General features: G+C 68.9%; 17 protein-coding genes. 6 read left to right on the plus strand and 11 right to left on the minus strand.

Annotated elements, in window-relative coordinates; all coding sequences use genetic code 11:
• Positions 1-11: 11 nt before the first annotated feature.
• On the minus strand, positions 12-1,685 hold the full coding sequence (locus HUN08_RS14665) for an FAD-dependent oxidoreductase (RefSeq protein WP_124248516.1): 1,674 nt from the start codon (positions 1,683-1,685) through the stop codon (positions 12-14).
• 91 nt (positions 1,686-1,776) lie between these two features.
• Here HUN08_RS14665 and HUN08_RS14670 point away from each other — a divergent pair, with 91 nt between their 5' ends.
• Both HUN08_RS14670 and HUN08_RS14675 read left to right on the plus strand, forming a co-directional pair.
• Positions 1,777-2,583, plus strand: a complete 807-nt coding sequence (locus HUN08_RS14670; protein WP_174900938.1) for an acyl-[acyl-carrier-protein] thioesterase — start codon at positions 1,777-1,779, stop codon at positions 2,581-2,583.
• Positions 2,580-3,359, plus strand: a complete 780-nt coding sequence (locus tag HUN08_RS14675; RefSeq protein ID WP_124248514.1) for a site-2 protease family protein — start codon at positions 2,580-2,582, stop codon at positions 3,357-3,359. The genes HUN08_RS14670 and HUN08_RS14675 overlap by 4 nt, the downstream gene beginning before the upstream one ends.
• An 8-nt stretch (positions 3,360-3,367) precedes the next feature.
• Here the strand turns inward: HUN08_RS14675 and HUN08_RS14680 are convergent, their stop codons facing one another.
• Positions 3,368-3,718 (minus strand): helix-turn-helix domain-containing protein, encoded by a 351-nt coding sequence (locus HUN08_RS14680; protein ID WP_124248513.1) that lies wholly within the window; start codon positions 3,716-3,718, stop codon positions 3,368-3,370.
• A 163-nt stretch (positions 3,719-3,881) separates the two neighbouring features.
• Between HUN08_RS14680 and HUN08_RS14685 the strand changes: the two genes are divergently transcribed.
• The 3 genes from HUN08_RS14685 to HUN08_RS14695 all read left to right on the plus strand — a co-directional run bounded on the left by HUN08_RS14685 (position 3,882) and on the right by HUN08_RS14695 (position 8,012).
• Complete coding sequence (locus tag HUN08_RS14685; RefSeq protein ID WP_301546746.1) at positions 3,882-4,334, plus strand: MmpS family transport accessory protein; 453 nt, start codon at positions 3,882-3,884, stop codon at positions 4,332-4,334.
• Between the two features lie 11 nt (positions 4,335-4,345).
• Complete coding sequence (locus HUN08_RS14690; RefSeq protein ID WP_124248512.1) at positions 4,346-7,174, plus strand: RND family transporter; 2,829 nt, start codon at positions 4,346-4,348, stop codon at positions 7,172-7,174.
• Positions 7,175-7,262: 88 nt separating this feature from the next.
• The gene (locus tag HUN08_RS14695) at positions 7,263-8,012 is read left to right on the plus strand and encodes a hypothetical protein (protein WP_124248511.1); all 750 of its coding nucleotides are present in this window, start codon (positions 7,263-7,265) and stop codon (positions 8,010-8,012) included.
• Positions 8,013-8,042: 30 nt separating this feature from the next.
• On the opposite strand, the gene HUN08_RS14700 is transcribed toward HUN08_RS14695, so the two are convergent.
• Together HUN08_RS14700 and HUN08_RS14705 are read right to left on the minus strand one after the other, a co-directional pair.
• Positions 8,043-8,972, minus strand: a complete 930-nt coding sequence (locus HUN08_RS14700; protein WP_124248510.1) for an oxygenase MpaB family protein — start codon at positions 8,970-8,972, stop codon at positions 8,043-8,045.
• A gap of 62 nt (positions 8,973-9,034) precedes the next feature.
• Positions 9,035-9,661 (minus strand): TetR/AcrR family transcriptional regulator, encoded by a 627-nt coding sequence (locus HUN08_RS14705; protein ID WP_124248509.1) that lies wholly within the window; start codon positions 9,659-9,661, stop codon positions 9,035-9,037.
• Between the two features lie 169 nt (positions 9,662-9,830).
• Between HUN08_RS14705 and HUN08_RS14710 the strand changes: the two genes are divergently transcribed.
• The gene (locus HUN08_RS14710) at positions 9,831-11,012 is read left to right on the plus strand and encodes a MinD/ParA family protein (protein ID WP_124248508.1); all 1,182 of its coding nucleotides are present in this window, start codon (positions 9,831-9,833) and stop codon (positions 11,010-11,012) included.
• Here the strand turns inward: HUN08_RS14710 and HUN08_RS14715 are convergent.
• From HUN08_RS14715 to HUN08_RS14745, 7 genes are all read right to left on the minus strand, one after another.
• Positions 10,997-11,626: a TetR/AcrR family transcriptional regulator gene (locus HUN08_RS14715; RefSeq protein ID WP_301546747.1), complete on the minus strand. Its 630-nt coding sequence runs from the start codon at positions 11,624-11,626 to the stop codon at positions 10,997-10,999. The two genes, HUN08_RS14710 and HUN08_RS14715, sit on opposite strands and share 16 nt — an antisense overlap.
• A 98-nt stretch (positions 11,627-11,724) precedes the next feature.
• Positions 11,725-17,943: a PE family protein gene (locus HUN08_RS14720; protein WP_165353403.1), complete on the minus strand. Its 6,219-nt coding sequence runs from the start codon at positions 17,941-17,943 to the stop codon at positions 11,725-11,727.
• Between the two features lie 204 nt (positions 17,944-18,147).
• Entirely contained in the window at positions 18,148-18,687 is a 540-nt protein-coding gene (locus tag HUN08_RS14725) for a DUF3558 domain-containing protein (RefSeq protein ID WP_124248507.1), read from the minus strand.
• Positions 18,684-19,568: a DUF3558 family protein gene (locus HUN08_RS14730; RefSeq protein ID WP_124248506.1), complete on the minus strand. Its 885-nt coding sequence runs from the start codon at positions 19,566-19,568 to the stop codon at positions 18,684-18,686. The genes HUN08_RS14725 and HUN08_RS14730 overlap by 4 nt, the downstream gene beginning before the upstream one ends.
• A gap of 240 nt (positions 19,569-19,808) precedes the next feature.
• Positions 19,809-19,985 (minus strand): DUF1508 domain-containing protein, encoded by a 177-nt coding sequence (locus HUN08_RS14735; protein ID WP_124248505.1) that lies wholly within the window; start codon positions 19,983-19,985, stop codon positions 19,809-19,811.
• 184 nt (positions 19,986-20,169) lie between these two features.
• A complete protein-coding gene (locus tag HUN08_RS14740) occupies positions 20,170-21,702 on the minus strand; it encodes a hypothetical protein (protein WP_124248504.1) in 1,533 nt (510 codons plus the stop codon).
• A 280-nt stretch (positions 21,703-21,982) separates the two neighbouring features.
• On the minus strand, positions 21,983-23,863 hold the full coding sequence (locus HUN08_RS14745) for a hypothetical protein (protein ID WP_124248503.1): 1,881 nt from the start codon (positions 23,861-23,863) through the stop codon (positions 21,983-21,985).
• Positions 23,864-24,022 lie beyond the last annotated feature (159 nt).

The following is a 24,022-nucleotide window of genomic DNA, read 5'->3' on the forward strand; positions in this document are numbered from 1 at the left end:
CTCCCACTGCGCTACTCCGCCGCTTCCGCTGCGGCTTCGAGCGCGGAGACGTCGGTCAGCTTGATCCGCGGGCGGCCCGCCTCGCGTCCGGCGGCCCGCTCCGCGGCGTCGATCTGCTTCCACCCGGCCAGGTCGACGAGGTGTGCGCCCCGTTCGGCGACGAGGGCGGCCACGTCCTCGCGCGCGATGGTCGGGTCGGTCAGCTTCTCGTCGACGAAGTCGGCGATCACGGCCTCGGCCGTCTCCTCCCCGCACAGGCGGTTGCGTCCGATGCCGCCGGTGGCGCCGCGCTTGATCCAGCCCGTCACGTAGACGCCGGTGAGCGGTGCGTCGCCGTCGAGAACGCGTCCCCCGTCGTTGGGGACGACCCCGCGCGCATCGTCGAACGGCAGTCCGGGCACTGCCTCGGCGTGTCCCTGGTAGCCGATGGACCGCAGCACCAGACCGGTCTCGAGCGTGTCGGTCTCCCCGGTGGGGCTGACCGCCACCCGCTCGGTGCCGTCGTCGAATGCGTTCTTCCCGACCACCATCGAGGTCACCTTGCCGTCACCGGTCAACGAGACCGGCGAGGAGAGGAAGCGGAAGACGATGCGACGGTTGCCATCGGTCGTCGGGCGCTCCGAGAACTCTTGCGCCAGGCGCAGTTTCGTCCCGATCGTCGAGTCCAACTCGTCGTTGTCGAACGCCTCCTGCGACGCCGGGTCGAGGGTCAACTCGTCGGGGTCGATCACCACGTCGACCCCCTCGATGTCGCCGAGGGCGAGGAATTCGCTGTTGGTGTAGGCGGCCTGGCCGATGCCGCGGCGGCCCAGCACCACGACCTCGCGGATATTCGACGCCCGCAGCCGCTCCAGCGCGTATTCGGCGATGTCGGTCTTGGCGAGGGCCTCGGGGTCCGTCACGAGGATCCGCGCTACGTCGAGCGCGACGTTGCCGTTTCCGACGACGACGGCGCGCTCGCCGGAGAGGTCGAAATCGAGGTGCGTGTAGTCGGGGTGGCCGTTGTACCAGGCGACGAACTCGGTGGCCGAGATCGAGCCGGGCAGGTCCTCGCCGGGGATGCCCAGCTTCTTGTCGGTGGCGGCGCCCACCGCGTAGACGACGGCGTGGTAGCGCTGCGCCAACTCGTCGTGGGTGATGTGCTCGCCGACCTTCACGTTGAGGAAGTAGTTGAAGTTCTTCTTGTTGGCCGTGCTCAGGTAGCCGCGCTCGACGAGCTTGGTCGCGGCGTGGTCGGGTGCGACGCCGAAGCGGACCAGGCCGTGCGGTGTGGGCAGGCGGTCGTAGACGTCGACGGTGACGGTGTTCTTGCGGACCAGGACCTCGGCGGCGTACAGCGCGGCGGGTCCGGCGCCGACGATCGCGACGTGCAGCGCTTTATCCGGCATCGGGGGCGTCTTCTTGGGCGGCACCAGCCCCCCGTCGACGTCGTGGTCCTTGTAGTAATCGGCGTTGATCTGCAGGTAGGGCTCGTCTTTTTCGGACAGCTGGTCGTCGGGGTAGATGGCCTCGACGGGGCATTCGTCGATGCAGGCGCCACAATCGATGCAGGTCTCGGGATCGATGTAGAGCTGCTCGGCGGTCAGGAACTCCGGCTCGTCGGGCGTCGGGTGGATACAGTTGACAGGGCAGACACTGACGCAGCTGCCATCGTTGCAGCACGGCCGAGTGATAACGTGCGCCATCTGGTGATACCTCGCGGATCGTCAGGTAGAACGTGTTCTAGTTCACATCGAACTCTAGCGCACAGATCAACGCCTATCCACAAGGGAGATCGTGACCGCCGCAGCCGAGGGACCCAAGCCCCTGTCCGACCGCAAAGCGGGTGCCCGATTCTTCGAGGCCGCCTACCGCGTGCGCACCGGCGACGTGGACCAGGACATGCGCGTCCGCCTCGATTCGGTGGCGCGCTACCTGCAGGACGTCGCCAACGACAATATCGAGGCGACGGACTTCTGGCGTTCGGATCCGTTCTGGATCGTGCGCCGGACCGTCGTCGACGTGATCCGGCCGTTCTCCTGGCCGGCGACGGTCACCGCACAGCGGTGGTGCGGCGCGCTCTCGACGCGGTGGACCAACATGCGGGTGCGGCTGACGGCGGCGCACGAGACGAACCTGTTCAACCCGGAGCCGCGCGAGGACGGGCTGATCGAGACCGAAGCGTTCTGGATCCTCGTCAACGACCAGGGCTTCCCGACGAGGCTGACCGACGAGGCCTTCGAGATGCTGAGCTCGATGACCGACGAGCACCGACTGCGCTGGAAGGCGATGAACCCGGAGAAGGCACCGGAGCAGGGCAGCGAACCCGACCGCGAGCACGTACTGCGCGCCGTCGACTACGACCCGTTCAAGCATCTCAACAATGCCGCCTACCTGGCCGTGCTGGAGGACGAGGTACTCGCGCACCCCGAACTCATCGACGGCCCGCACCGCATGGTCATCGAGTACCTGCGGCCCGTCGTCCCCGGCTCGCGGATCACCGTCCGACGGCTGCGGGAGGACGACCGCCTCACCCTGTGGCTGTTGCTGGGCGAGGAGAAGACCGTGGCCGCCACCATCTCGCTGGGACCGCTGCCGTCATGACCCGACCCGCCCCCGCCAATCCGTGGTCTTCCGTGCGCCCGGGCGCGGCCTTCGGATGTCTCGTCCTGGGCGCCGTCGTCGGCGCGGTGATGCTGGTGCAGAGCGGCGACGACGACATCGGCCCGCTGCGGACCGTCGGCGCGCTGCTGTTCGTGCTGTCGGGTTGGATCATCTCGCTCTCGCTGCACGAGTTCGCCCACGCGTTCACCGCGTTTCGCTTCGGCGACCACACCGCGGAGACCCGCGGCTATCTCACGCTGAACCCGGTGAAGTACGCGCACCCGGGACTCTCGATCGGGCTGCCGCTGGTGATCATCCTGCTGGGCGGCATCGGATTCCCGGGCGGCGCGGTGTACCTGAACGAGTCGGGCTTCAGCAAGCGGCAGCGCACCCTCGTCTCGGTGGCCGGACCGGCGACGAACTTCGTGCTGGGCATCGTGTTGCTGCTCGTCGCACCGCTCGTCGGCGACGACTGGCTCAACCTCAAGGCGGCCGTGGTCATGCTCGGCTTCCTGCAGATCACCGCCGCTTTCCTCAACATCTTGCCGGTGCCCGGATTCGACGGCTACGGGGCGATCCAGCCCTATCTGTCACGGGAGACCCAGGCCTCGATGGCGAAAATCGCGCCCTACGGGTTCCTGATCGTCTTCGCGCTGCTGTTCATCCCGAAGCTGAACTACGCGTTCTTCGACGTGGTGTTGGGCTTCATGAACTGGTTCGACGTCCCGCGCGACCTGCTCTGGTACGGCATGCAGATGACCATCCCCTGGCGCTGAGGCCGCCCTCACGCGTCCCGGTCGGCGTCGACCACCCGCGCGCCCCACGACTGCGCCCAGAGTTCCAGCGGGCCGAGCGCGAGCAACAGCGCGGCGCCCTGCTTGGTAAGCCGGTAGCCCGACCGGCTGCGGGAGATGATCCGCGCCTCCAGTAGGTCGTCGAGCCGCTGGGAGATCGTCGACGGCGAGGCGGCCGGTATCCGTTCGCGCAGCTGCGAAAACCGAACTGAGCCGTAGCGCATCTCCCACAGGATCAGCAGCATCCACCGCCGGCCGAGCAGGTCGAAGGCGGCCATCAGGGGCCGCCCGGTCTCCGAACCGCGAACGGGCCGCCCAGGCAGCGGCGTGGGCTCTGACATGTGGTGATCGTATCGCAGCGGCGGAACACCCTCGGATCGCGAGCCCCCGAGCGGGTGTGACGCACGCCATAGTCCGGTACGGACTGAGGGCGAGCCAACCCTACGGAATCTTGACAATGATCATTGTCATAGATACAAAAATTGTACCTAGGAGGTGGTCCGCTTGCCGATCCCGCTGGCGTCGTCACGCGGCGCGCACCAGTCGAGCCGATGGCTGGGCCTCGTCGTGGTCGCCGTCCTCGCCGCCTCGGCGCTGTATGTCGCCAACCTACGGCTCAGCACGATCCCCGACCGTGCGATGGGACACGCTCCGGCGGCCGTCGGCGTCGGCGTGCCCCGAACCAAAGAAGTGCAGTACCTGGTCACCGGTCCCGCGGGGGCGCAGGCGACGATCTCCTACCTGATCCCCGGTGGCGGCGTCACCGACACCCAGGTCGCCCTCCCGTGGCACACCACCCTGACCACCCAGGACTTCACCACCGCCGCGGGCGTCCTCGCCCAGGTCCACGGCGACGGCGCGGCCACCTGCGTCGTCCGCGTCAACGGGACCCAGCGCGCGGTCGACCGCGCGAATCGCTCCCAGCCCGTCGTCAACTGCGCCGTTCCCACCGCATAGGACTCGAATCGATGACCCCCTCGACGACCACCGCCGGCAAACGACCTCGGTTGGCACGACTGCTCTACCGGTTCTCGGTCCCCGTCCTCGGCTGCTGGCTGCTGCTGGTCGCCGTACTCAACATCGCGGTGCCACAGCTGGAGTCGGTGGTGATGCACAAGGCGCAATCCTTCCTGCCGGACCAGGCGTCGTCGGTCCAGGCATTGACCAAGATGGGCCACTACTTCGGCGGCGGCGGGAGCAACAACTTCGTCTACGTGCTGCTCGAGGGTGATCACCGACTCGACCAACAGGCCCACGTCTACTACCGGGCACTGCTGGACAAGTTGACCGCCGACACCGAGCACGTCGGCTCGGCGATGGACTTGTGGTCCGACCCAGACCTGGCCCCGGCCGCCGAGAGCGCCGACGGCAAAGTCGCCTACGCGCTGGTCAACCTGACGGGCAACATGGGCACCGCCCTGGCGATGAAATCGACCGAGGTGGCCCGCACGATCATCGCCGAGAACCCTCCCCCGGCCGGTGTCACGGTCCACCTCACCGGGCCGTCCGCGGTGGTCAACGACGAGATGGTCGCGATCGCGAACTCGATGCTCCTGTTGGTCGCGCTCAGCGGCCTGCTGGTCACCATCGTCCTGTTGTTCGTCTACCGCTCGCTGATCACCGCGGCCGTCCCGCTGTTGACCGTCGGCGCCGGGCTCGCCGTCGCCCGCGCGACGATCGCGCTGCTGGCCGAGCACGATCTGCTCAACGTATCGGTCTTCGCCGTCGCACTCTCCGCCGTGGTGGTCCTGGGTGCGGGCACCAACTACGGCGTTTTCCTCCTCGGGCGCTATCAGGAGAACCGGCGAAACGGGTTGGGGCGCGAGGACTCGTATTACGCCGCGCTCGCCGGGGTCCAGCACATCATCATCGCCTCGGCGCTCACCGTCGCCGGAGCGATGGCCTGCCTCACCGCGACGCGGCTGTCCATGTTCAGCACGGCCGGGCTGCCGTGCACGATCGCGATCCTCGTGACGTTGGTCGCGGCACTCACCCTGGGCCCGGCCGTGCTGGCCGAGCTGAGCCGTCGCGGATATGCCGAGCCGCGGGCCGAGGCGGCGGCCACTCGCCGCTGGCACCGCATCGGCACCTCCGTGGCACGCTGGCCGGTGCCGATCCTCGTCGGGGCCCTGGCGGTCATCGCCGCGGCGATCGCCCCGCTGGCCTTCTACCACCCCAGCTATGACGAGCGCCGGGCGCAGCCGGCCGACTCCCCGGCGAACCTCGGGTTCGCCGCGGCCGACCGCCACCTCGCCCCCAACGTGATGGCGCCGAGCGTCCTGATCGTCGAGTCCGACCACGACATGCGCAACCCCGCCGACCTCATCGCCCTGTCCAAGCTGACCGACGCCGTCGCGTCGATTCGGGGCATCAACGCCGTGCAGGGGGTGACGCGCCCGCTGGCGCGCCCACTCGAGCAGGGGACGCTGACCAGCCAGATCGGCTACATCGGCAACCGCTTCACCCAGTTGACCAGTCTGCTCAAGCACCGGATCGACGATCTTGACCAGATCTCGACCGCCCTGGACAACCTCGACTCCGCAGTCGACGGGCTCTCCTCGGCCCTGGCCGAAGGCAGCGCCGGAACCACCTCCCTCGCGCAGGCCGCAACGCGGCTGGGCGACGCGAGCGGCACCACGCTGGGCAAGGTCGACGACCTTTCGCGGGCACTGAAACCGGTGCGCCGAATGATGAAGGCCCCCGACTGCGGCCGCGTCGAGCAGTGCCGGGCGGCCCGCTCGGGACTCTCCGCCTTCGACGACCTGCCCGCCCTGCGCTCGGCGATCGCCGACGTCGCGACCGGTGCGAACAGCGTCAGCCGAGCACTGCCGCTGGCGAGCAGCCAGATTCCCGTGTTGCGGGCGGCCCTCGCGCAGGCCCGGGAGGTCATCGTGCCGCTGCGGGGAACGCTCAACGCGATCCTGCCGCAGACCGAGGAGATCACCGCCTTCATCGACGAGGTGTCCAAGGCCTACGCCTCCGGTGCGCCGGGCAGCTTCTTCTTCCTGCCCAGCCAGGCACTGCAGAGCCCGCTGTTCCAGTCCGGGATGCCGCATTTCTTCTCGCCAGACGGCAAGGCCACCCGCATGGTGGTGACGCCCGAAGTCGAAGGCTTCAGCCGCGAGGCGATGGACGTCAGCGCCGAGGTCATCCCGACGGCGGTCGCGGCCGTGAAGGGCACGTCACTGGCCGGTTCGACGGTGAGCATCGGCGGCCCGGGCGGCACGCTTCTCAACATCGAGTCCTTCGCGCACGAGGACTTCATCGCCATCGTCGTCGCCGCATACGCCTTCGTCTTCTGCGTCGTGCTGCTCCTGCTACGCAGCTTCGTCGCGGCCTGTGCGGTGCTCGGCACGGTCACCCTCTCGTATCTCGCGGCGATGGGGCTGTCGGTGGCGCTCTGGCAGGGCTTGCTGGGCAATCCGCTGCACTGGTCGGTGGCGCCGATCGCCTTCACCTTCCTCGTCGCCGTCGGCGCCGACTACAACATGCTGTTGGTCAGCAGGTTTCGCGAGGAGTACCGCCACGGCGGCGGGGTCGGCCTGATCCGGGCGATGGTCGGCACCGGCCGCGTGGTGACCGTCGCCGGCCTGACCTTCGGGTTGACGATGCTGGCGATGATCGCCAGCGACGCGCGCAACGTCGGCCAGGTGGGCACCACGGTGGCCCTGGGGCTGTTGATCGACACCCTGATCATCCGTTCCCTGGTGATGCCGGCGATCGCCCGGGTCTGCGGCCGGTGGTTCTGGTGGCCGACGAACTTCGTCTACCCGCGCAAATCCCCCGACTCCGGTTAGCCCTTGCGGGTCGCGCCGTCGGATGACCGATCGACCCCGGTGTTAGCCTTTGCCCTGTCGTTGGTAAGCGCAAGACTCGGGGGGCACCGTGATCCGTCCATTCATCCTGCTGACAGTCGTCGCGGGGATCTTCTCATTCCTCTGCTTCAAACAGGGCGGGGTGCTGCCCGGTCTCATCCTCGCGATCGTCGCGGTGGTCCCGATCGGCCTGATGATCGCGTCGATCTCCCGGCGCAAGCGCAACGGCGGGCAGCCCGTGCCGTGGAGCCCGGTCGCGCGCAAGGCGATGGCCGCCGTCGGCGTCCTCCTGCTGGTCGGCGTGGCCTACTCCGCCTACTGGCTCTTCGCGACGCCGAAGGCGGAGAAGAACCTCAAGTACGACTCGGACCTGCGCAAGGCCTGCGCGACTCCGCGCAAGTTCTTCCCCTCGGCCGCTGAGTTCACTTCGGGCGGGCAGAACAAGGTTGCCGTCTTCTATGACCAGGGCGCCGAGTCGAGCCCGACGCAGTTGCGCAACCCCGACGCCGGCAATCCCGACGCCAAGGATTACTCCGTCGTCGTGTGCCTCACCGATTTCCAGAAGGGCGCGAAGGTCGGCGAGTGCAAGTTCGACAAAGGCACCACGCCCGTCTTCACCGGCACGTTCAAGGGCCACGTGTTTGAAGCGCGCACCGACAAGAAGCTCGGCGACATCTCCGTCCCCGCCAACCCGACGGCCGACGAGTCGCGCGACTGCCCCACGCTGATCTACATCAAGGGCAAGCCCGAGGACAAGCAGATCCACACCAAGCCCGACACGGACGCGCTACAGAAGGCGCTCTCGCAGTACGCACACTGAGCCCGGCCGCGCCTGCCCACAAGGTTCGGGCTACGCGGGCCGGGAAGTCGTGCGACGGTTCAGCTTCCCGTACCGGTCCCGGCCCTGCGACGGGGTGAGGACCACCGGTTCGGCCGGCTCCCCGGCGTCGCGGTGTGCGCGGAGAACCTTCGACGTCAGCGGTGAGATCGGTGCGATGACCAGCGAGCCGACGGTGGCATTCGACGACGCCCGGACGGCCATCCGCGTCGGCAGTTTCCACCCGGTGTCGACGATCCCCGGCTGGTCGAACTCGCCCATCTCACGCATCCACTTGGGCAGTGTCGCGATCGCGGCCGGCGCGGTCAGCCGACTGGCGATCCGCAGGCGCCAGTTGGCGTTGCCCCCGGTCCGCAGCAGGTAGTGCATGCCGCGCAGGGCGCGGTCGCTGACACACAGGCTGGGGCGAACGCTCTCGAAGTAGGCGCGCACCCCGTCGCGGTCGGCGGGCACATCGGCGGGGTCGCAGGTCTGCAGTTCGGCGGCGATGCGGCACTCGGCCCAGTACCGTCGCTCCTCTTCGGCGCTCAGCCCCGGGCCGTACATCTCGTAGCACTTGAGAACCGAATGCCAGCCGGTCAGGTGGATCCACAGCTGCGACGCGGGGTTGTTGGCGGAGTAGCGCTTGCCGGTGATCGGTTCGATGCCGGTGGCCTTCGCGTGGATGCCCATGAGGTGCTCGGAGGTCTCGATGGCCGTCTTCGAGTCCGCGGTGGCGACGGTGATGAAGTAGGCCAGCGTCAGGTCGAGGCGCTGCTGCGGATCCTCGTAGATACCGCCCATGTCGGCGACGGCGGCGGTGAGCGCGGGATCGAAGTGTTCCAGGACGACGGCGCGCTGGAAGCCGATGACCGCGGTCGGGTGGGTCCACAGCTTCCAGGAGACCGAGTCGGGGCCGAAGAACCCGTAGTCGGTGGTCCGATATTGCTTGAGATCAAACATGTGGGTGATTCTACACCCCATTCCTACATATGTGAATAATTGTGGTCGGCGACGGCGAGGGGTCACGCAGCCCGATAGGCGGCGGCCATCATGGAGCCGTACAGCTGGGCGAGGTCGTCGACGCTGAGATCGGCATCGGGGTCGAAGAGGACTCGCATGGCCGCCTCGCAGGACGAGAGGAACAACTCGATGAGCGCAGGCTTCTTCCGCTCCAGGTCTTTCGTGTCCCACCAGTGCGCGAGTGCGGGTGCGATCCAGCGCGTCGACGCATCGCCGACGACTTTGCGATAGTCGGCGATCGTCTGGGCGGTCTCCGGATCAGGACTACCGCCGATGAGGAGTCGCCACGCGTCGGCGTTGCTGTCGACGGCGCTCAACAGGGCGCGGTAGCCGTCGATGAAAACCTGCTCCGGATCGTCGCCCCGCGCCGAATGCAGCGAATCGAGGACGACGGTGAGCAGATGGGCCGACTCGCGATCAGTCAGCGCGCTCACGAGCGCGACACGGTCGGAGAAGCACGAGTAGACAACCGGCCTGGTCACGCCCATGGCCTTCGCGACCGACGCGATGCTGACCGAGCCCAGACCCTCGTCGACGGCGATTCGCAGTGCGGTGTCGAGTATCTCCGGCCGACGGCGCTCCGGGCCGAGGTGCGCGGCACGCGTCCGACGCGTCGTTGTGGTGGTCATCTTTCCAGCGTAGAGCAATATTCCTACACCCCAGCAGGATTGCTCGCGGAACACCGAAATCACTTGTACACGAGTGTATAAATTCGCCCCCGGCACGGCGTCGCGCAGTGATACGGTCGCCGTCAACACGGCCTGGCCGGGACCACTCCGCGCCCGAACTGGAGGACCCATGACCGAGAACCACGAACCTACGGTCGTGTCGCAGGAACGTCCCGCCGACGCCTCCGCCGTCGACCTCGCGACACCTCCCGCGTCGTATCAACCGTCGGTCCGAAAGCGCGTGTCACCGGCACCGGAAGCGGTGGTGGAGACGGTCGAGGTGGAAACAGTGGTGGAGACGATCGACGCGCCCGCGGTCGCCCAATCCACGCCGCCCGAACCCCGTCGTGAGCCGGATTCCCCCGTGCCGGTCACCCACCCCGAGCCGCGGCAGGCGATGCCGGCACCCGTCACTTCTTCCGGCGAAGACCCGTTCCAGGCGCTCTACCATCGCCGTCTCGGTCGACCCTTCCGCCGGTTGCGACGTCAGGCGCAGCCGATCCTCTCCGAAACTCAGCTCGACCGGCTGAACCAACCCATTCAGGGCGACTACCTGGTCGCGATGCTCTCCCTGAAAGGCGGCGTCGGCAAGACGACCACCACCGTCGGGCTCGGTGCGACATTCGCCAGCCTGCGCGGCGACCGGGTGATAGCGGTCGACGCCAATCCCGACCTGGGCACGCTGGGACAGCGGGTGCCGCAGCAGACCGACTCGACCGTGCGCGACCTCATCGCGGACCGCTCGATCGAACGGTTCTCCGACGTGCGCGCGCATACCTCGCAGGCCCGGTCGCGGCTCGAGGTGTTGGCGTCCGAGCGGGATCCCGCGATGGCCGAATCCTTCAGCGACGAGGAGTACCGCGAGGCAACCACCGTCCTGCGTCGCTACTACAACATCATCCTCACCGACTGCGGGACCGGCCTGAGCCACTCGGTGATGAAGGGGGTGCTCGCGCTGGCCGACGCCGTCATCCTCGTCACCTCACCCGCCCTGGACGGGGCGCGGAGCGCCGATGCCACCCTCGATTGGCTGCAGGCGCACGGATACGAAGATCTGGTCTCCAACGCGATCCTCGTGGTGAGTCATTCGCGTCCCGGGTCGAAGCAGATCGCCAAGGGTCGGTTGGCCGGGCATTTCCTGACCAAGTGTCGTGCCGTCCACGAGATCCCCTACGACAACCATTTGGCCGAGGGCGGCGTGGTGGACCTCGATCGACTCCAGAGGTCGACCTATTCGGCTTTCGTGTCGCTCGGCATGCTCGTCGCCGACGACATGGCGCGCCCGCGCCGCACTCCTCAGGCCGCTCGGTAGGCGGCCGACATCAGGCGTCCGTAGAGGGGCGCGAGATCGTCGACGGTGAGGTCGTTGGTCGGGTCGAGCATCACGCGCACGGCCGCCTCGCAGGACGAGACGAACAGTTCGATGAGCGCCGGGGTCTTCTGCTCGAGTTCGTCGATACCCCACCAGTGCCTCAGCGCCGGGATGATCCACCGGGTCGACGCGTCGACGACGACCTTGCGGGCGTTCGCGACGACGCTGGCCACCTCGGCGTCGGGGCTGGTGTCGAAGACGAGCCGCCACGACGCCGGCTGCTGCGACACCGCGTCCAGCAGCGCACGGTAGCCGGCGATGAAAGCGGCGTCCGGGTCGTCGCCGGAGGCGGCGTGCAAGGCGTCGAGCGACGAGGTGAGCAGCGTGTTCGCCTCTCGGTCGAGCAGGGCGTTCAGCAGCGATGCACGGTCGGGATAGCAGGCGTAGATCACCGGTCGTGTCACACCCATCCGCACCGCGATGCCGGCGATGCTGACGGCCGAGATGCCCTCGTCGACGACCATCTCCAGCGCCGTGTCCAGCACCATCGGCCGCCGACGATCCGGCCCGAGGTGTGCGGCGCGGATTTTGGGCGACGGGGATGTCGTGGTCACGGCATCGAGGGTAGACGAGTTTCCTTCGTCTGTGAAGATTTTTCCTACTGTAGTGTAGGAAATCTATTTCTCATAGGTGCACCGGCGACCGCCGGAGATCAGGTCTGATCATTGCTCCCGTTCTGGCCAGCCGTCCCCGGCGTGCCGGTGGGACCGCCGTTGCCACCGTTCGTTCCGTTGCCACCGTGACCGACGTGGCCGGTCAGGCTACCGCCGATACCGCCGTTGCCACCCTTGCCGCCGTTCCCGTTGCCCTGCGGGCCCGGTTGGCCGCCGTCGCCACCCTGACCGCCGTTGCCGCCGGAATTGGTGACACCGGTCGACGATCCCGCCGTGAGCCCGTAGGTACTGGCCCCGCCGGTACCTCCGTTGCCGCCGACCGCACCACCGTTGTGCCCGCCGTCGCCGCCGTTGCCAGCCGTCGACGTCGCCTGATCGACGGCGACACCCGCACCAGACGATTGGATCGTCGCCGCTCCGCCGTTCCCGCCCGCGCCGCCGCGACCGATCCCGCCATTGCCGCCCGTCGCGGTCGAGGAGCTGAGGGCTCCGCCCGCCGCAGCCGTGACCGTCGCGGCGCCTCCGGCGCCGTTGACGCCATCGGTACCGGTGGCCGCGTTGCCCCCATTGGCGGTGCTGCCGGTGACCGTAGAGCCAGCTCCGGTGGCCTGGACGGTCGCGGCCCCGCCGACCGCGGTATCGCTACTCTGCCCGGCGAGTGCCTTGCTGTTCGTGATGGTCCCACCGCCCGCTTGGACCAGCCCAGCTCCGCCGCCAAGAGCGCCCGCCGCATTGGCGCCGCGCGCCTCGCCACCGGTCACCTTTCCACCGGCCTGGGTCACACTCACCGTCGCGGCGCCGCCTCTGCCGGTGGACCCACCGTTCAGGCCGCCGTTGCCGCCGCGCGCGATGCCGTCGGCCGCGCTTGTCGCAGCCGACTGCCTATGCGTCGAGACCACGCCGTTGCCGCCCGCGCCACCGGTCTTGGTGGTGCCGTCACCGACGCCGCCGTCGCCGCCAAATCCCTTCCCGCTCGCAGAGGTGTTGCTCCCGCCGGCATAGATCTGGCCGAGCGCGCCGGCACCGCCGGTACCGCCGTTCTTTCCATCTCCGCCGCGGCCGCCTTTGGCTTCACCCGAGGCGTTGCCGCCGACGCTGGGAACCGGATTGGCCGCCGTGTTGGTGTTCGAGCCGACGAGGACGGTTCCCGCACCACCCGCGCCGCCCTTGCTTCCCGCATTCAGTGCGTCGCCGCCGTCGCCGCCGGTCGCGGTGCCACTGGCCGTTCCGCCGACGCCGCCGCGAGGTGTCCCGAAGTCGTCGGTATAGCCGACTTGGACCGAGCCGCTACCGGCGTTTCCGCCGACACTCTGGGCACCGCTGCCCGCGCCTCCATTGCCGCCAAGGCCGTCACCCGACGCCGTGCTCCCGTCGGTCCACGCGAAGAGGCCGCCGTTGGCGCCGCTGCCGCCCCGGCCGCCACTCGATCCCGTGCCGCCCTTGCCACCGGTGCCGGTACCGCTCGCCGTAGCCCCGACCTTCGATGCTCCGGCATTGGTTGCCGACGTCGGGTCGCTCGAATTGCCGTAGGCCCGGCCTTCGCCACCCGCCATGATTCGGCCGGCTCCACCCGCGCCACCGTCCCGGGCCGTGACGCCGTCTGCTCCAGAACTCGCGGTCGCGTCGCCACCCTGTCCGCCGACCGCGTGACCCGACGCCTTGCTGTTGGCCCCGTCGGTATAGACCTCGGCGAAACCACCGTTTCCCGCCAACCCGCCGTTCGATCCGGTGCCACCCGCGCCGCCTCGGGCGCTGCCGGTCGCGGTGCTGGCAGCACCCTTGGAAACGACCTGGCCGAAGCCGCCGGTGCCGCCGGTACCACCCGCGCTTCCCGCGCCACCGGCTCCGCCGATGGCTCCGGTCAGCTGGGTCACCGGGTCGACACCGGTGGCCGAAGCCTTACCGCCGTTCTGTCCGAGAACGTAGGCCATGCCACCGGTTCCGCCTTTCCCGGTGCCGACTGAGTCACCGCCGTCACCACCGGTCGCGGAACCGCCGGCTTGGGTTCCGGCCACGTTGCCGCCGCTGGCATAGATGTCGGCCTTCCCGGCATCGCCGCCCTTGCCACCGGGCTGACCGGTTGCCGCGTCACCACCGGCACCGCCCGTGCCGCCCTTGGCCGTTCCAGTGGCCTGGCCCGTGCCATTCGCACCGACGAGCGCCTGGCCGCCCTTGCCACCGGCGCCACCCTTCGAACCGTCCGAGGCGTTCAGACCGCCGTCGCCACCGTCACCGCCGGTCGACGAACCGTTGAGCACCGTCGACCCGGCCTCGGCGGTGATCCAGCCCTGTTCGCCGGCACCACCATCGCCGCCGCGACCCTGACCGCCGTCACCACCCGCGGCCGTGCCCGACGCCTGCGCGTCGGCACCGAGACCATAGAGGAAACCAAAACCGCCGCCGCCACCATGAGCAGCCGCGGCAGAAGCATCACCACCGGCACCGCCGGTCGCCGAGCCGGTCGCCGACGCAGTCGTATCGGAGAGAACCCCGCCGTTACCGCCACCGCCGCCGATGCCGCCGTTCGACGCATCACCGCCGTCGCCGCCGCGGGCTCCGCCAGTCGACGTTCCGCCCGGATCCACGTATCCCGCCTGGACAAACCCTTCACCGCCGGCACCACCGGTGCTGCCGACACCAGTGCCCTGGCCGCCATCACCGCCCTGCGCCCAGCCGGTCGACGAACCACCGGTGGCCGTCACGTCACCCTCACCACCGGCGCCACCCTGACCACCGGCGATACCGTCACCACCACGGCCACCAACCGCACCGGTCAAACCCGTCGCCGGATTCACCGTGGTCGCCGCGGCAGTGCCGCCGTCCTTGCCCAGCACATAGCCCTTGCCGCCCGCACCACCATTGCCGGTGCCGACCGAGTCACCGCCGTCACCACCGGTCGCGGAACCACTGGCCTGGGTTCCGGCCACGTTGCCGCCGCTGGCAAAAACCTCACCCTTGCCCGCATCACCGCCGTTTCCGCCGGGCTGGGCGACCGCGGCATTGCCGCCGTCACCACCCTTGCCGCCCTTGCCGGTGCCGGTCGCCTGACCCCCGCCGTCAGCGCCGACCAGCGCCTGGCCGCCGGTACCGCCCTTGCCGCCCTTCGAACCGTCAGACGCGTTGACACCGCCGTCGCCGCCGTCACCGCCGGTCGCCGAACCGTCGAGCACCGTCGATCCCGAGTAGGCATACACCCACCCCTGCTCGCCGGCACCGCCGTCGCCACCGAGGCCGTCGCCACCGTCGCCACCCTTCGCGGTTCCCGACGCAATAGCGCCGTCACCGGGAGCGCTGATGTAGCCGGTGCCGCCCTTGCCGCCGGATGCGCCCGCGGCGGACGCGTCGCCGCCGCTACCGCCCGTGGCCGTACCCGTCGCCGACGAACCCACCCCGTAGCTCAGGATTCCACCCCAATTGCCGGTGCCACCGGTTCCGCCGTTGTTCGCATCGCCGCCGTCACCGCCGCGGGCCCCACCGGCCGCGGTGCCGCCACCGGGGCTGCCCAAACCGGCCTGCACCCAGCCCTCGCCGCCCGTACCGCCGGTACTGCCGGCTCCGGTTCCGGTTCCACCGTCGCCGCCCTTGGCCCAGCCGCTCGCCGAACCGTTGTTGGTCGTCACGTCACCGACGCCACCGTCGCCGCCCCGGCCGCCGGCGACTCCATCGCCGCCGCGACCACCGGTGGCCCCGGTCATTCCGGTGATCGGGTCGACGTCGTTGGCCGACGCCGTACCGCCACTCGTACCGGTCACGATGCCCTTGCCGCCCTGACCACCGCGTCCGGTGCCGATGGAATCACCGCCGGCACCTCCGGTCGCCACGCCGGTCGCGGTACCGCCGTCGCCCGTGATGTCCGCGTCGCCGCCCCGGCCGCCCTTGCCGCCGGCGCTACCCGGCGCACCACCGTCGCCGCCGGCACCGCCCTGACCGCCCTTCGCGGTACCGGAGGCGTCGCCGCCAGCGGTCTCGATGATCGTCGCGCTACCTCCGGCGCCGCCCTGGCCGCCGCGCTCGGCCGCCGATCCGGCACCGCCCGCCCCGCCCTGGCCGCCGGTGGCACCGCCGGTAACGCCAGCGCCGAGTTCGGCACCACCACCACCGCCGCCACCGCCACCGCCGCGTCCGACACCGGTCGCGTCGGCTTGGCCGCCGGCACCGCCGATGCCGCCGGCTCCGGCGACACCGCCGCCCACCGCATACCCGGCACCGCCGTCGCCACCCTTGCCTCCGCCGCCGACGGTCGCGCCGGAGCCCGATGCCCCGTTGCTGCCGAAGAGGCCGAACAACCAGCCGGTGCCGGTGCCCCCGACGCCGCCCGCTCCGGCGGTTCCCCCGCCGCCGTCGCCGCCATAGCCGCCGGTGCCGCCGACGACGTGGGTGGCGTCGCCGTCAGCACCCTTACCGCCTTCACCGCCACCGCCACCTGTTCCGGCATCGCCGCCGTTGCCGCCCTGGGCGAACAGGAAGTTGACGGCGTTGCCGCCCTTGCCACCGTCGCCGCCGCGGCCTCCTTGGCCGCCGTCCTGGCCGTTGCCGTAGCCGTTGCCGAGGTCGAGGCTCCAGTCGCCGTCCTGGCCGTTGACACCGCTCAGCCCGTTGCCGCCGCGGCCGCCGTCGCCGCCCACGGCGAACAGCCAGCCCAAGCCCTTGCCTCCGTCGCCGCCGTTTCCGGCGGCCGCTCCACCGATCGCGGCACCGCCGTCGCCCCCTGCACCGCCGATGCCCATCAGCGTGCCGCCCTTGCCACCCGCCCCTCCGTCGAGGCCGGCCCAGCCGTCTCCGCCCGCGCCGCCGTCGCCGATCCAGCCGGCGTTGCCGCCCTTACCACCGGCGACTCCATAGGCGGTGCCGTCGAGGCCCTTGCCGCCGTCACCGAAGAGCAGGCCGCCACGACCGCCGTCGGGGTTGTCGATCGTGCCGTCGGCTCCGTTGCCGATCAGGTAGACGCCGGTTACCTGGTTGATGACCCCGGCGACGGTCGAGCCGATGGGGCTGACCACCCAGATCTGCTGGCCGATCTGGTGCACCGGGTTGTACACGAGCCAGTAGACGATGTCGGACACGCCGGGCAGCGACGCCGTTCCCAGCAACGTGGGACTCGCGGACTGCGGCGTGGTGAGCAGGCGGGCCTGGACGGTTCCGTCCGGCGCCTGCTGCGTCTCGACCGGCACGATCGTGTTGTCGTCGGCCACGAGGACGTTGACCGGTGTCTCGAACTGGGCCGCGGCGACCTGGGTGACGTCGGTACCGGAGTTCGCGAGGAACGTCCCCATCGTCACGAGATTCGTCTCGGTGCCCTCGAGGCCGTCGTCGGCCGACTCGCCGAGATCGGGGCGCTTCGTGTCGATGCGGGCGCCCGTCTCGCGACTGGCCGCCCAGAGTTCGGCGAGGTTGCCGATGCTGCCGGTGCCGCCGGCGGCACCGCCGAGAATCGGCAACGTCAGCAACGACGCGACGAGTGACTTGTGGTCGGGGGCGGACTCGGTCACCGGGGCGGGCGCCGGTTTCGCTTCGGCAAACGTGGAGGGTTGCACGGCGTCGGCCGCGGGAATCGGCTTCAATGCCGAGGCCGCCGGGTTGACCGGCGTCGCCACACCGGGCGCGACACCGAATTGCCCCGACGGACGATTGGTCGAGAACTGATCCGAGGACGTGCCCGGCTGACCCACATGCGGCGTCACCGACGACTGCTGCGTCGACGGCGTGCCGGGCACCTGTCCGAGACCCGGCTGTGCCGGATTCGTCGAGCCGAGGGGTTGGCCCGGCAATCCCGTCGACGGCAGCGGGGATCTCGGGACGACATTGGTCTTCGGCACCGCGGGCGCCGGTGTTCCCGGTGCCGGATAGACCGGCGCCACGTTCTGGGGAGGGTTCGCGTCCGGTTGCACAGACGACACCGGCGGATCCACTGGCGCCTGCGGAACGACGGGCGGCGGGACTATCGGATCCTGCTGCGCGGGAGCCGGGACCGCCGGAGCCGGCGCCTGCTGGATTGGCGCTTGCTGGATCGGCGCCTGCTGGATCGGCGCCTGCGGCGCGGGTGGCGACCACAGGCTCCCACCGGCACCGCCCGACATTCCGCCGCCGCTATCGGGGCTCGCCCCACCGCCGAACTGGCCCCCGCCGCCGCCGAAGGATCCGGGACCGCTGGTCGACGGATCGGCGTTGGCCGAGCCGTGGCCGCCGCCCAAGAGAACAATGCTGATACCTGCCGCCGCGGCGATTACCTGGGCACGACGCTTACCGATATTTGCCATGTCAACAAAGGTACCTAGAACGTGTTCTAGGTCACACACCTTCTGAGAAACTACTGAGGGGTAACTCCCAAAGGGCCCGCCAATCGTCGAAACCGCACCTCAACGCGCAAAATGTGCTAGGGGTCCAACCCGACATCGCGTGCGCCGATCCACGAGGGCCGGGCGAGGTAGAACGCGTTCTAACAATCGCGCTCCACGGCGTATCTACGCGCTCGTCTTCAGCACCATTTCCATGAGCTTCTTGGCGCCGGTGCAGGGATCGACGGGCGTTTGTCCGGGCGATTCGACGAACCAGGTGTAGACGCCGCGGCTGGGGGCCTTGGCGGTCACGCCGCAGATACTGCGGCCTGGTTTGGTCTGCTGTACCGCCGAGCTGCCGTTGATCTTGATGTTCTCGGTCTCGTAACCCATCTTCTTCGCGGTGCGCTGCTCGGCGGCGACGTTGCCCCATTCGAACCAGTTGAAAGTCACCGTCGTCGGGCCGGGCAGGGTCCAGCGGCAGATCGCCCCGTTAAATCCGGGCGAGGGCGCGTATCCGCCCATCGCTTTGCCGATCTGCTGCGGCGAGAGGATCTGGCATTCCAGGGTGAGTTTGTCGAACTGGTCGGTGTTGACGTGCCCGGGTTCCTGCGAATCAGGGGCGCCCTTCGGCTGCGTGCGGCCCGGGATCGAGCAACCGGCCAGACCCACGATCGCGGCCACTGCCACGAGGGCGAAAACCCACCGTCGAATATGTTTAGTCATGACGACCTCTCGATGCTCATGGTCGCGAGTTTCTTCGTCGCATCGCAGAGCTGCTCGACGGGTTGCGGTGAGAGGGCGTCGGCGCGCACCGACCATTCGAAGAAGTCGGCGCCGAAGCCCATGCCGACCTCGCAGATGGTCTGATCCCACGCGATGAAGCCCTTGTTGCCCTTGATCTCCAGATTCTTGGTGACCGCGCGCGAAAGCTGCTCGGTGGCGCGCTCGCGGGCGATCGGCGAGCCGCGGTACCAGTTGAACGACGCCACGGCGCCGCTGCGGCTGGAGCCGGCCGCCCACTCGCACGACGAGGTGTTGTTGACCGTGTTCTGCAGTCCGCCGAAGCCGGTGATCTGCATGACCTCGTCGGTGGTCACTCCCCCGCATTCGCCGAAGAACGGACCGGTGCCCGCCTCGGCCGGAGCCTGCGGGACGCCGTTGTTACTGTTGCCGCCGCCCGAGTCGTCGTGGCGTCCGCACCCGGTGACGGCCACTGCGAGCGCGGCCAGGACCGCGACCATCGACGCCGCGGTGCGGAACCGGTCGAGTTCGCGACGTTCCCGCTTGGTGGGCCGGCCCGCTCCCCGATCGCGACGGGGCTGGCTGGCCAAGACCTCTTTCGACGGTGGCGGCGGGCTCTTGTCGATGTAGCACGCCGTCGCCACGGGTGCCGACACCCGCTTGGAGACCTCGCGGGCCACCTCGACGACCCGCTCCCTGCCGCCGACGCGCACCCGCACCTCGTCGCCGACGGTGATCACCTGCGCGGGTTTGGCGGTCGCCCCGTTGACGCGCACGTGTCCGGCGCGGCACGCGGCGCCGGCGGCCGAGCGCGTCTTGGTCAGCCGGATCGACCAGATCCAGGAGTCAACTCGAGTGGCCATGCGCTCTCCGGTCCGAGGGTGTGACGGTGTTGGTCTCAGCGTAGCGATCGATCCTGACGATCACCCGTATCCGACTGACAACCACCCCGCGGGCGACGATCCGGGCGGGTCGATGTCGGCCAAGGGCAGTCACTACCGCGGCGGACACTGAGTCCGCGGCTCCATCTCAGACGCACAGCGCCCGTCGACGACCGGATGGTCGACGACGGGCGCAGGCGGCTGCAGAGACGCGTTGCCGGATCAGAGTTCGACGACGGGCGCATCAGGCGCGTCGCGCTTGATCGCAGCGATGCCGTTCAAGGCGTTCTCCTTGGTCGTGTACGCCTGACTTTCGGCGGTAATCTCGCCGTTCGCCGCCTTTAGGTGGAAGTGGTACTTCCCGTCCTTACCGGTGAAAACCTCGAACTTCGCACTCATGCTCGATCCCCTTCCGGGAGCCGGCCTGGCACGTCCTGCCAGGTAGAACCAGCTTTGTCTATTCAAACATCCGGTTTGCGAAGATGCGCCGCGTTTCACCGGACTCCCGCTCGGCGCGCGACGCAAACCGGCGCCCGTCGACGACCAGATGGTCGACGACGGGCGCTGGCGTTGTGTGCGGGAATTACTGACCGAAGTTCGGTTGGAAGCCGCCGCCTCCGCCTCCGCCGAACCCGAAGCCGTGACTACCCGACGACGTGCCCGGGTTCTGAGCACCGGAGCCGGTAGACGACGGTCCTGTCGATCCGCCGCCGTTGGGCCCGGTCAACGCGCCTTGCGGCGGGGTCTGCACGGCAGCACCTTGGCCTTGCGGCGGGGTCTGCACTGCGGCGCCCTGGTTGCCCCCGCCCCACGACGGCGGGCTGGTCCACTGCGGCGGGCTGAACGACGGCGGCTTGTACGCCGGCGCCGGGGGCGGCGTGTATGCGGGCGCCTGACCCACCTGCGGCGCCACCGGGTTGGTGCCCTGCGGCGTGAACTGGAAGCTCGTCGGCGGCTTCACCGTGTTGCCCAGACTCTTCCCGACGTCGACCTTCGGGGTGTTGTCGAGGAAACTGTTCGTGCTCGGCGTCGACGCGGCCAGGGGTGCCACGCTCGGCGCCTCCACCGGCGTCAGCGTCGTCGAAGCGACGCGCAAGGTGGTGGTCGGATCGGTCTGTGTCAGCGAGAACGGCAGTGAGCTTCCGCTGCTACCGCCGATCAGGCCGCCCAACAGCTGCCCCAACGCCAGCAGGTTCTCGCCCGGGAATCTGATGTTGTTGAATCCGAGCCCGTGGACCTCGGGAAGCCACTGCGACGTGTCCAGCGAGTTCAGGTCGACGAGCGGGAAGCCGAAGTAGTTCGGCGTGTTCGGCGTCGCGACGTTCGTGGCCGACGACGCGATCGCCGGGAAGATCGTCACCTTCTGCCCGAGCCATTCCGCCGTGATCGGGCTCTTCAACCCGTAGTCGCTGGTCAGCGAGACAAGACTCGGCAGACCGTAGGCGCCCGTACGACCGCCCGCGCTGAAACCGAGTCGGACGAAGTCCTGGGTGAGGAGCTTCTGGATCGCGCGGCTGTCGCCGCTCAACAGGCCGTTGATCAGCTTGCTGGTCACATCGCCGGGGTCGGTCAGCAGCGAGAGGATCGCCAACGGGTTGACGATCGCCCCGGAGATCGATTTGTCGTTCGGGTTGTAGTCGCCGTTGAGTACCGCGAGGACGTTCACACAACCGCCGTCGGTCGACGAATACGCGACGGTCAGGCCGCCGAGACAGGCGACTTGGGCTGCTTGCACATTGCCGTCGAGCGCCGAGTCGACGGCCGATTGCGGTGCCCCCATCGCCTGGAGAATCCCCGCGACCGCGAGACGGACCGGGAGGCCCACGACACCGGTTGGCAGCGGCAGATCAGTGGTCGCCAACCCGAGGCCGAGCATCGAGAACGCGGTCGCGCTGTGACCCGCTCCGGCCATCGAGATGGCGTAGGAGAGGGGCAGTACGGCGGTCGAGTTGGAGTCTCCGAGCAGATTGAGACTCTGCAGCGTCTGATATGCCGTGCTGCCCGCGCTCTCGCCGAGCACCAGTTGGAGGAGTCCCTCCGGATCCAGCGCGGTGCCACCCAGGTAGGAGTTCGAAGCGGCCTGTGCCTGCGGCGGCGCGACGAGGCCAGCTCCCAATGTGAGCGCGGATGCGGCTGCTACGGCCGCAACGGTCCCCCGGAGTTTGCGACTCTTGCGCCGTGCCGCTCTGTTCTCATTCCCCCGACCCCCGACATTGATCTTCGTTGTCTTCACGACTGAACACCTGCCTGCCCTGGTCGACTACGCCGGCGAATCACCGGTGTTCATCGATTGAAACACCAAATTTGCCAGTTGTGACGCAGATCACGTCAATTCGGACAAGACAAACACCCGCCGGGACCGAAGTCCCTGACGGGTGTTCGTCAGTTGGGGCTGCCTACTGCCCGGTAGTCGGGGCACCCGCACTCGGGCTGCCGCCGGTCGGGCTGCTGACGGCCGGGCTTCCGCCCGTCGTCGGCGCCGATCCGCCACCCGCCGGTCCGGTGAACGGTGACGCGGGCGCCGCGGGAGCCGGCGCCGGCGCCGGCTGCGCGGGTCCGCTGTTCAGGCTGCCGCCCAGGTTCGGCGGCGTCCCCAGGGAGGGGGCGGGAGCCGGAGCAAGGTTCGGAGCCGGATTGGCGGGGGTGTTGCTCTGCGTGTGACCGTCGAGGAAGCTCGGGCGGCTCGGCACGAAGCTGTGCTGCGTTCCGGCCGTGTCCGACGCCGACGGTGCGCTGTGCTGGATACCAGGCGCGGACACCGAAGGAAGATTCTTCAGTCGCGGCAGCGCGGCGGTACCTTCGGGCACCGAGCGGCTCTCGGTCCCACTGGGCGTGGTCGCGGCCTGAACATTGTTCGTGAGCGTCTCGGTCGTCGCCGCGCGCAGCGCCGAGTTGCTGTCCAGGTTCGCCGACGACGGCGCCGCGAGAGCGGTGGCGTTGTTGGTACCCAAAAGGCCGCCAAGCGGATTCGAGTTGCCGTTCGCGAAGAGGTTGAACAACCCGAAGTTGAGATTGTCCAGGCTGAGTCCGGTTACACCGGGCATCAGCTGCGACGGGTCGAACGTCCCCGAGAGCTGCGGCAGCGCGAGGTAGTTGGGAGTCGACTTGTGGTTGATCTCGCCGGTCCTCGGGAAGATCGTCAGATTCTGCCCGAGCCAGGAGACCGTGATCGGATTGATCAGGCCGTAGTCACTGGTGAACGCGACCAGGTTCGGCAGCTGTTGCCCGAGAATCTTCGCCCCGTTGCGGTCGCCGCCGATCGTCAAACGGCCGATGTCCGCGGTGAGGAGATCCTGCAACGAACTGCCGTTCAGGATGCCGGTGACCAGCTTGGTGAGGACGCTGCTGGGGTCGCTCAGGATCTCGAGCAGCGCGAACGGGTTGGTGACGGCCGCCTGAACCTCGGGGATCTTGCCGCCGGTCAGGACTCGGCCATCGAGCGTGCCGAGGATGTTCGCACATCCGCCGACTCCTTCGGCGTAGGCAGCGGTGACGGCACCGAGGCAGTCGAGTCGCTTCACACCCGGAATCGCCAGACCGGTGTCGATACCGACGATCTTGATCGGAACGCTGTCGGTGTTCCAGGCGTTTGCCATGCCGATGACGGCGATCGCGAAGGAGGTGCGACCTCCGGAGGCTCCGGCGGTCGCGACGCTGAACGGGAGATAGGAGATCGCCGTCGCCTTACCGCCGGTCGACGCCAGCGCGAACTGGAATCCGTCGCCGATGACCTTCGCGGTGCCCTGGGCGATCGGCGGCTGAGCGGTACTACCGCCGAGATCGGTGATGATCTGGCGAATCAGTTTGTTGACGCCCAGCCATCCGAAGAGCGTGTTGTCGTTGTTGATCTTGTCGATCGTGTTGTTCCACACCGTGTCGGGAACGCCTTCGATATGCGACGGCAGCACGACGGCGATGCCCGTTCCGGTCGACTGCGAACAATCGGCTGTACCGCCCTGGCCGTTCGTGGCGGTGGCACCGCTCGCACACAGCTCGGTGCGCCACTCGGATGCGAGTTTCGCGCCGGCCTTGTTCACGATGGCATCGAGCACCTGGTGATAGGGGTCGCCGTCCAGGCCACCCTTGCCGTTCAGCCAGTTTGTTACGTCGTCCAGCCCGGCCGCGTGCGCCTGCTGCGGAGGAGCGATCAGGCCCCCACCCAGCGTCAGCGCCGACACCGCGGCCACCCCGGCGATGGCACCACGCATCTTGATGCCCCGGCGGGTGACCTTCGGCTCGACCTCCCGGTCCTTGCCACCACTGTTAACAGCCTTCACGGCCACTCCTGTCGTCCCTGGTCGATCTGCGATCAGCCCCGGCGGTATGCCGGTAGTTACCGATTCAAGCAAGGAATCTAGATGACGTGACGTGGTTCACACAAATCGCCTCGCGGCGAGTCTGACCTGCACAGATGTCCAGAACAGTGGGTCGCGTGT

Origin of the sequence: Gordonia sp. X0973 (assembly GCF_013348785.1) — a bacterium.
Lineage (GTDB): Bacteria > Actinomycetota > Actinomycetes > Mycobacteriales > Mycobacteriaceae > Gordonia.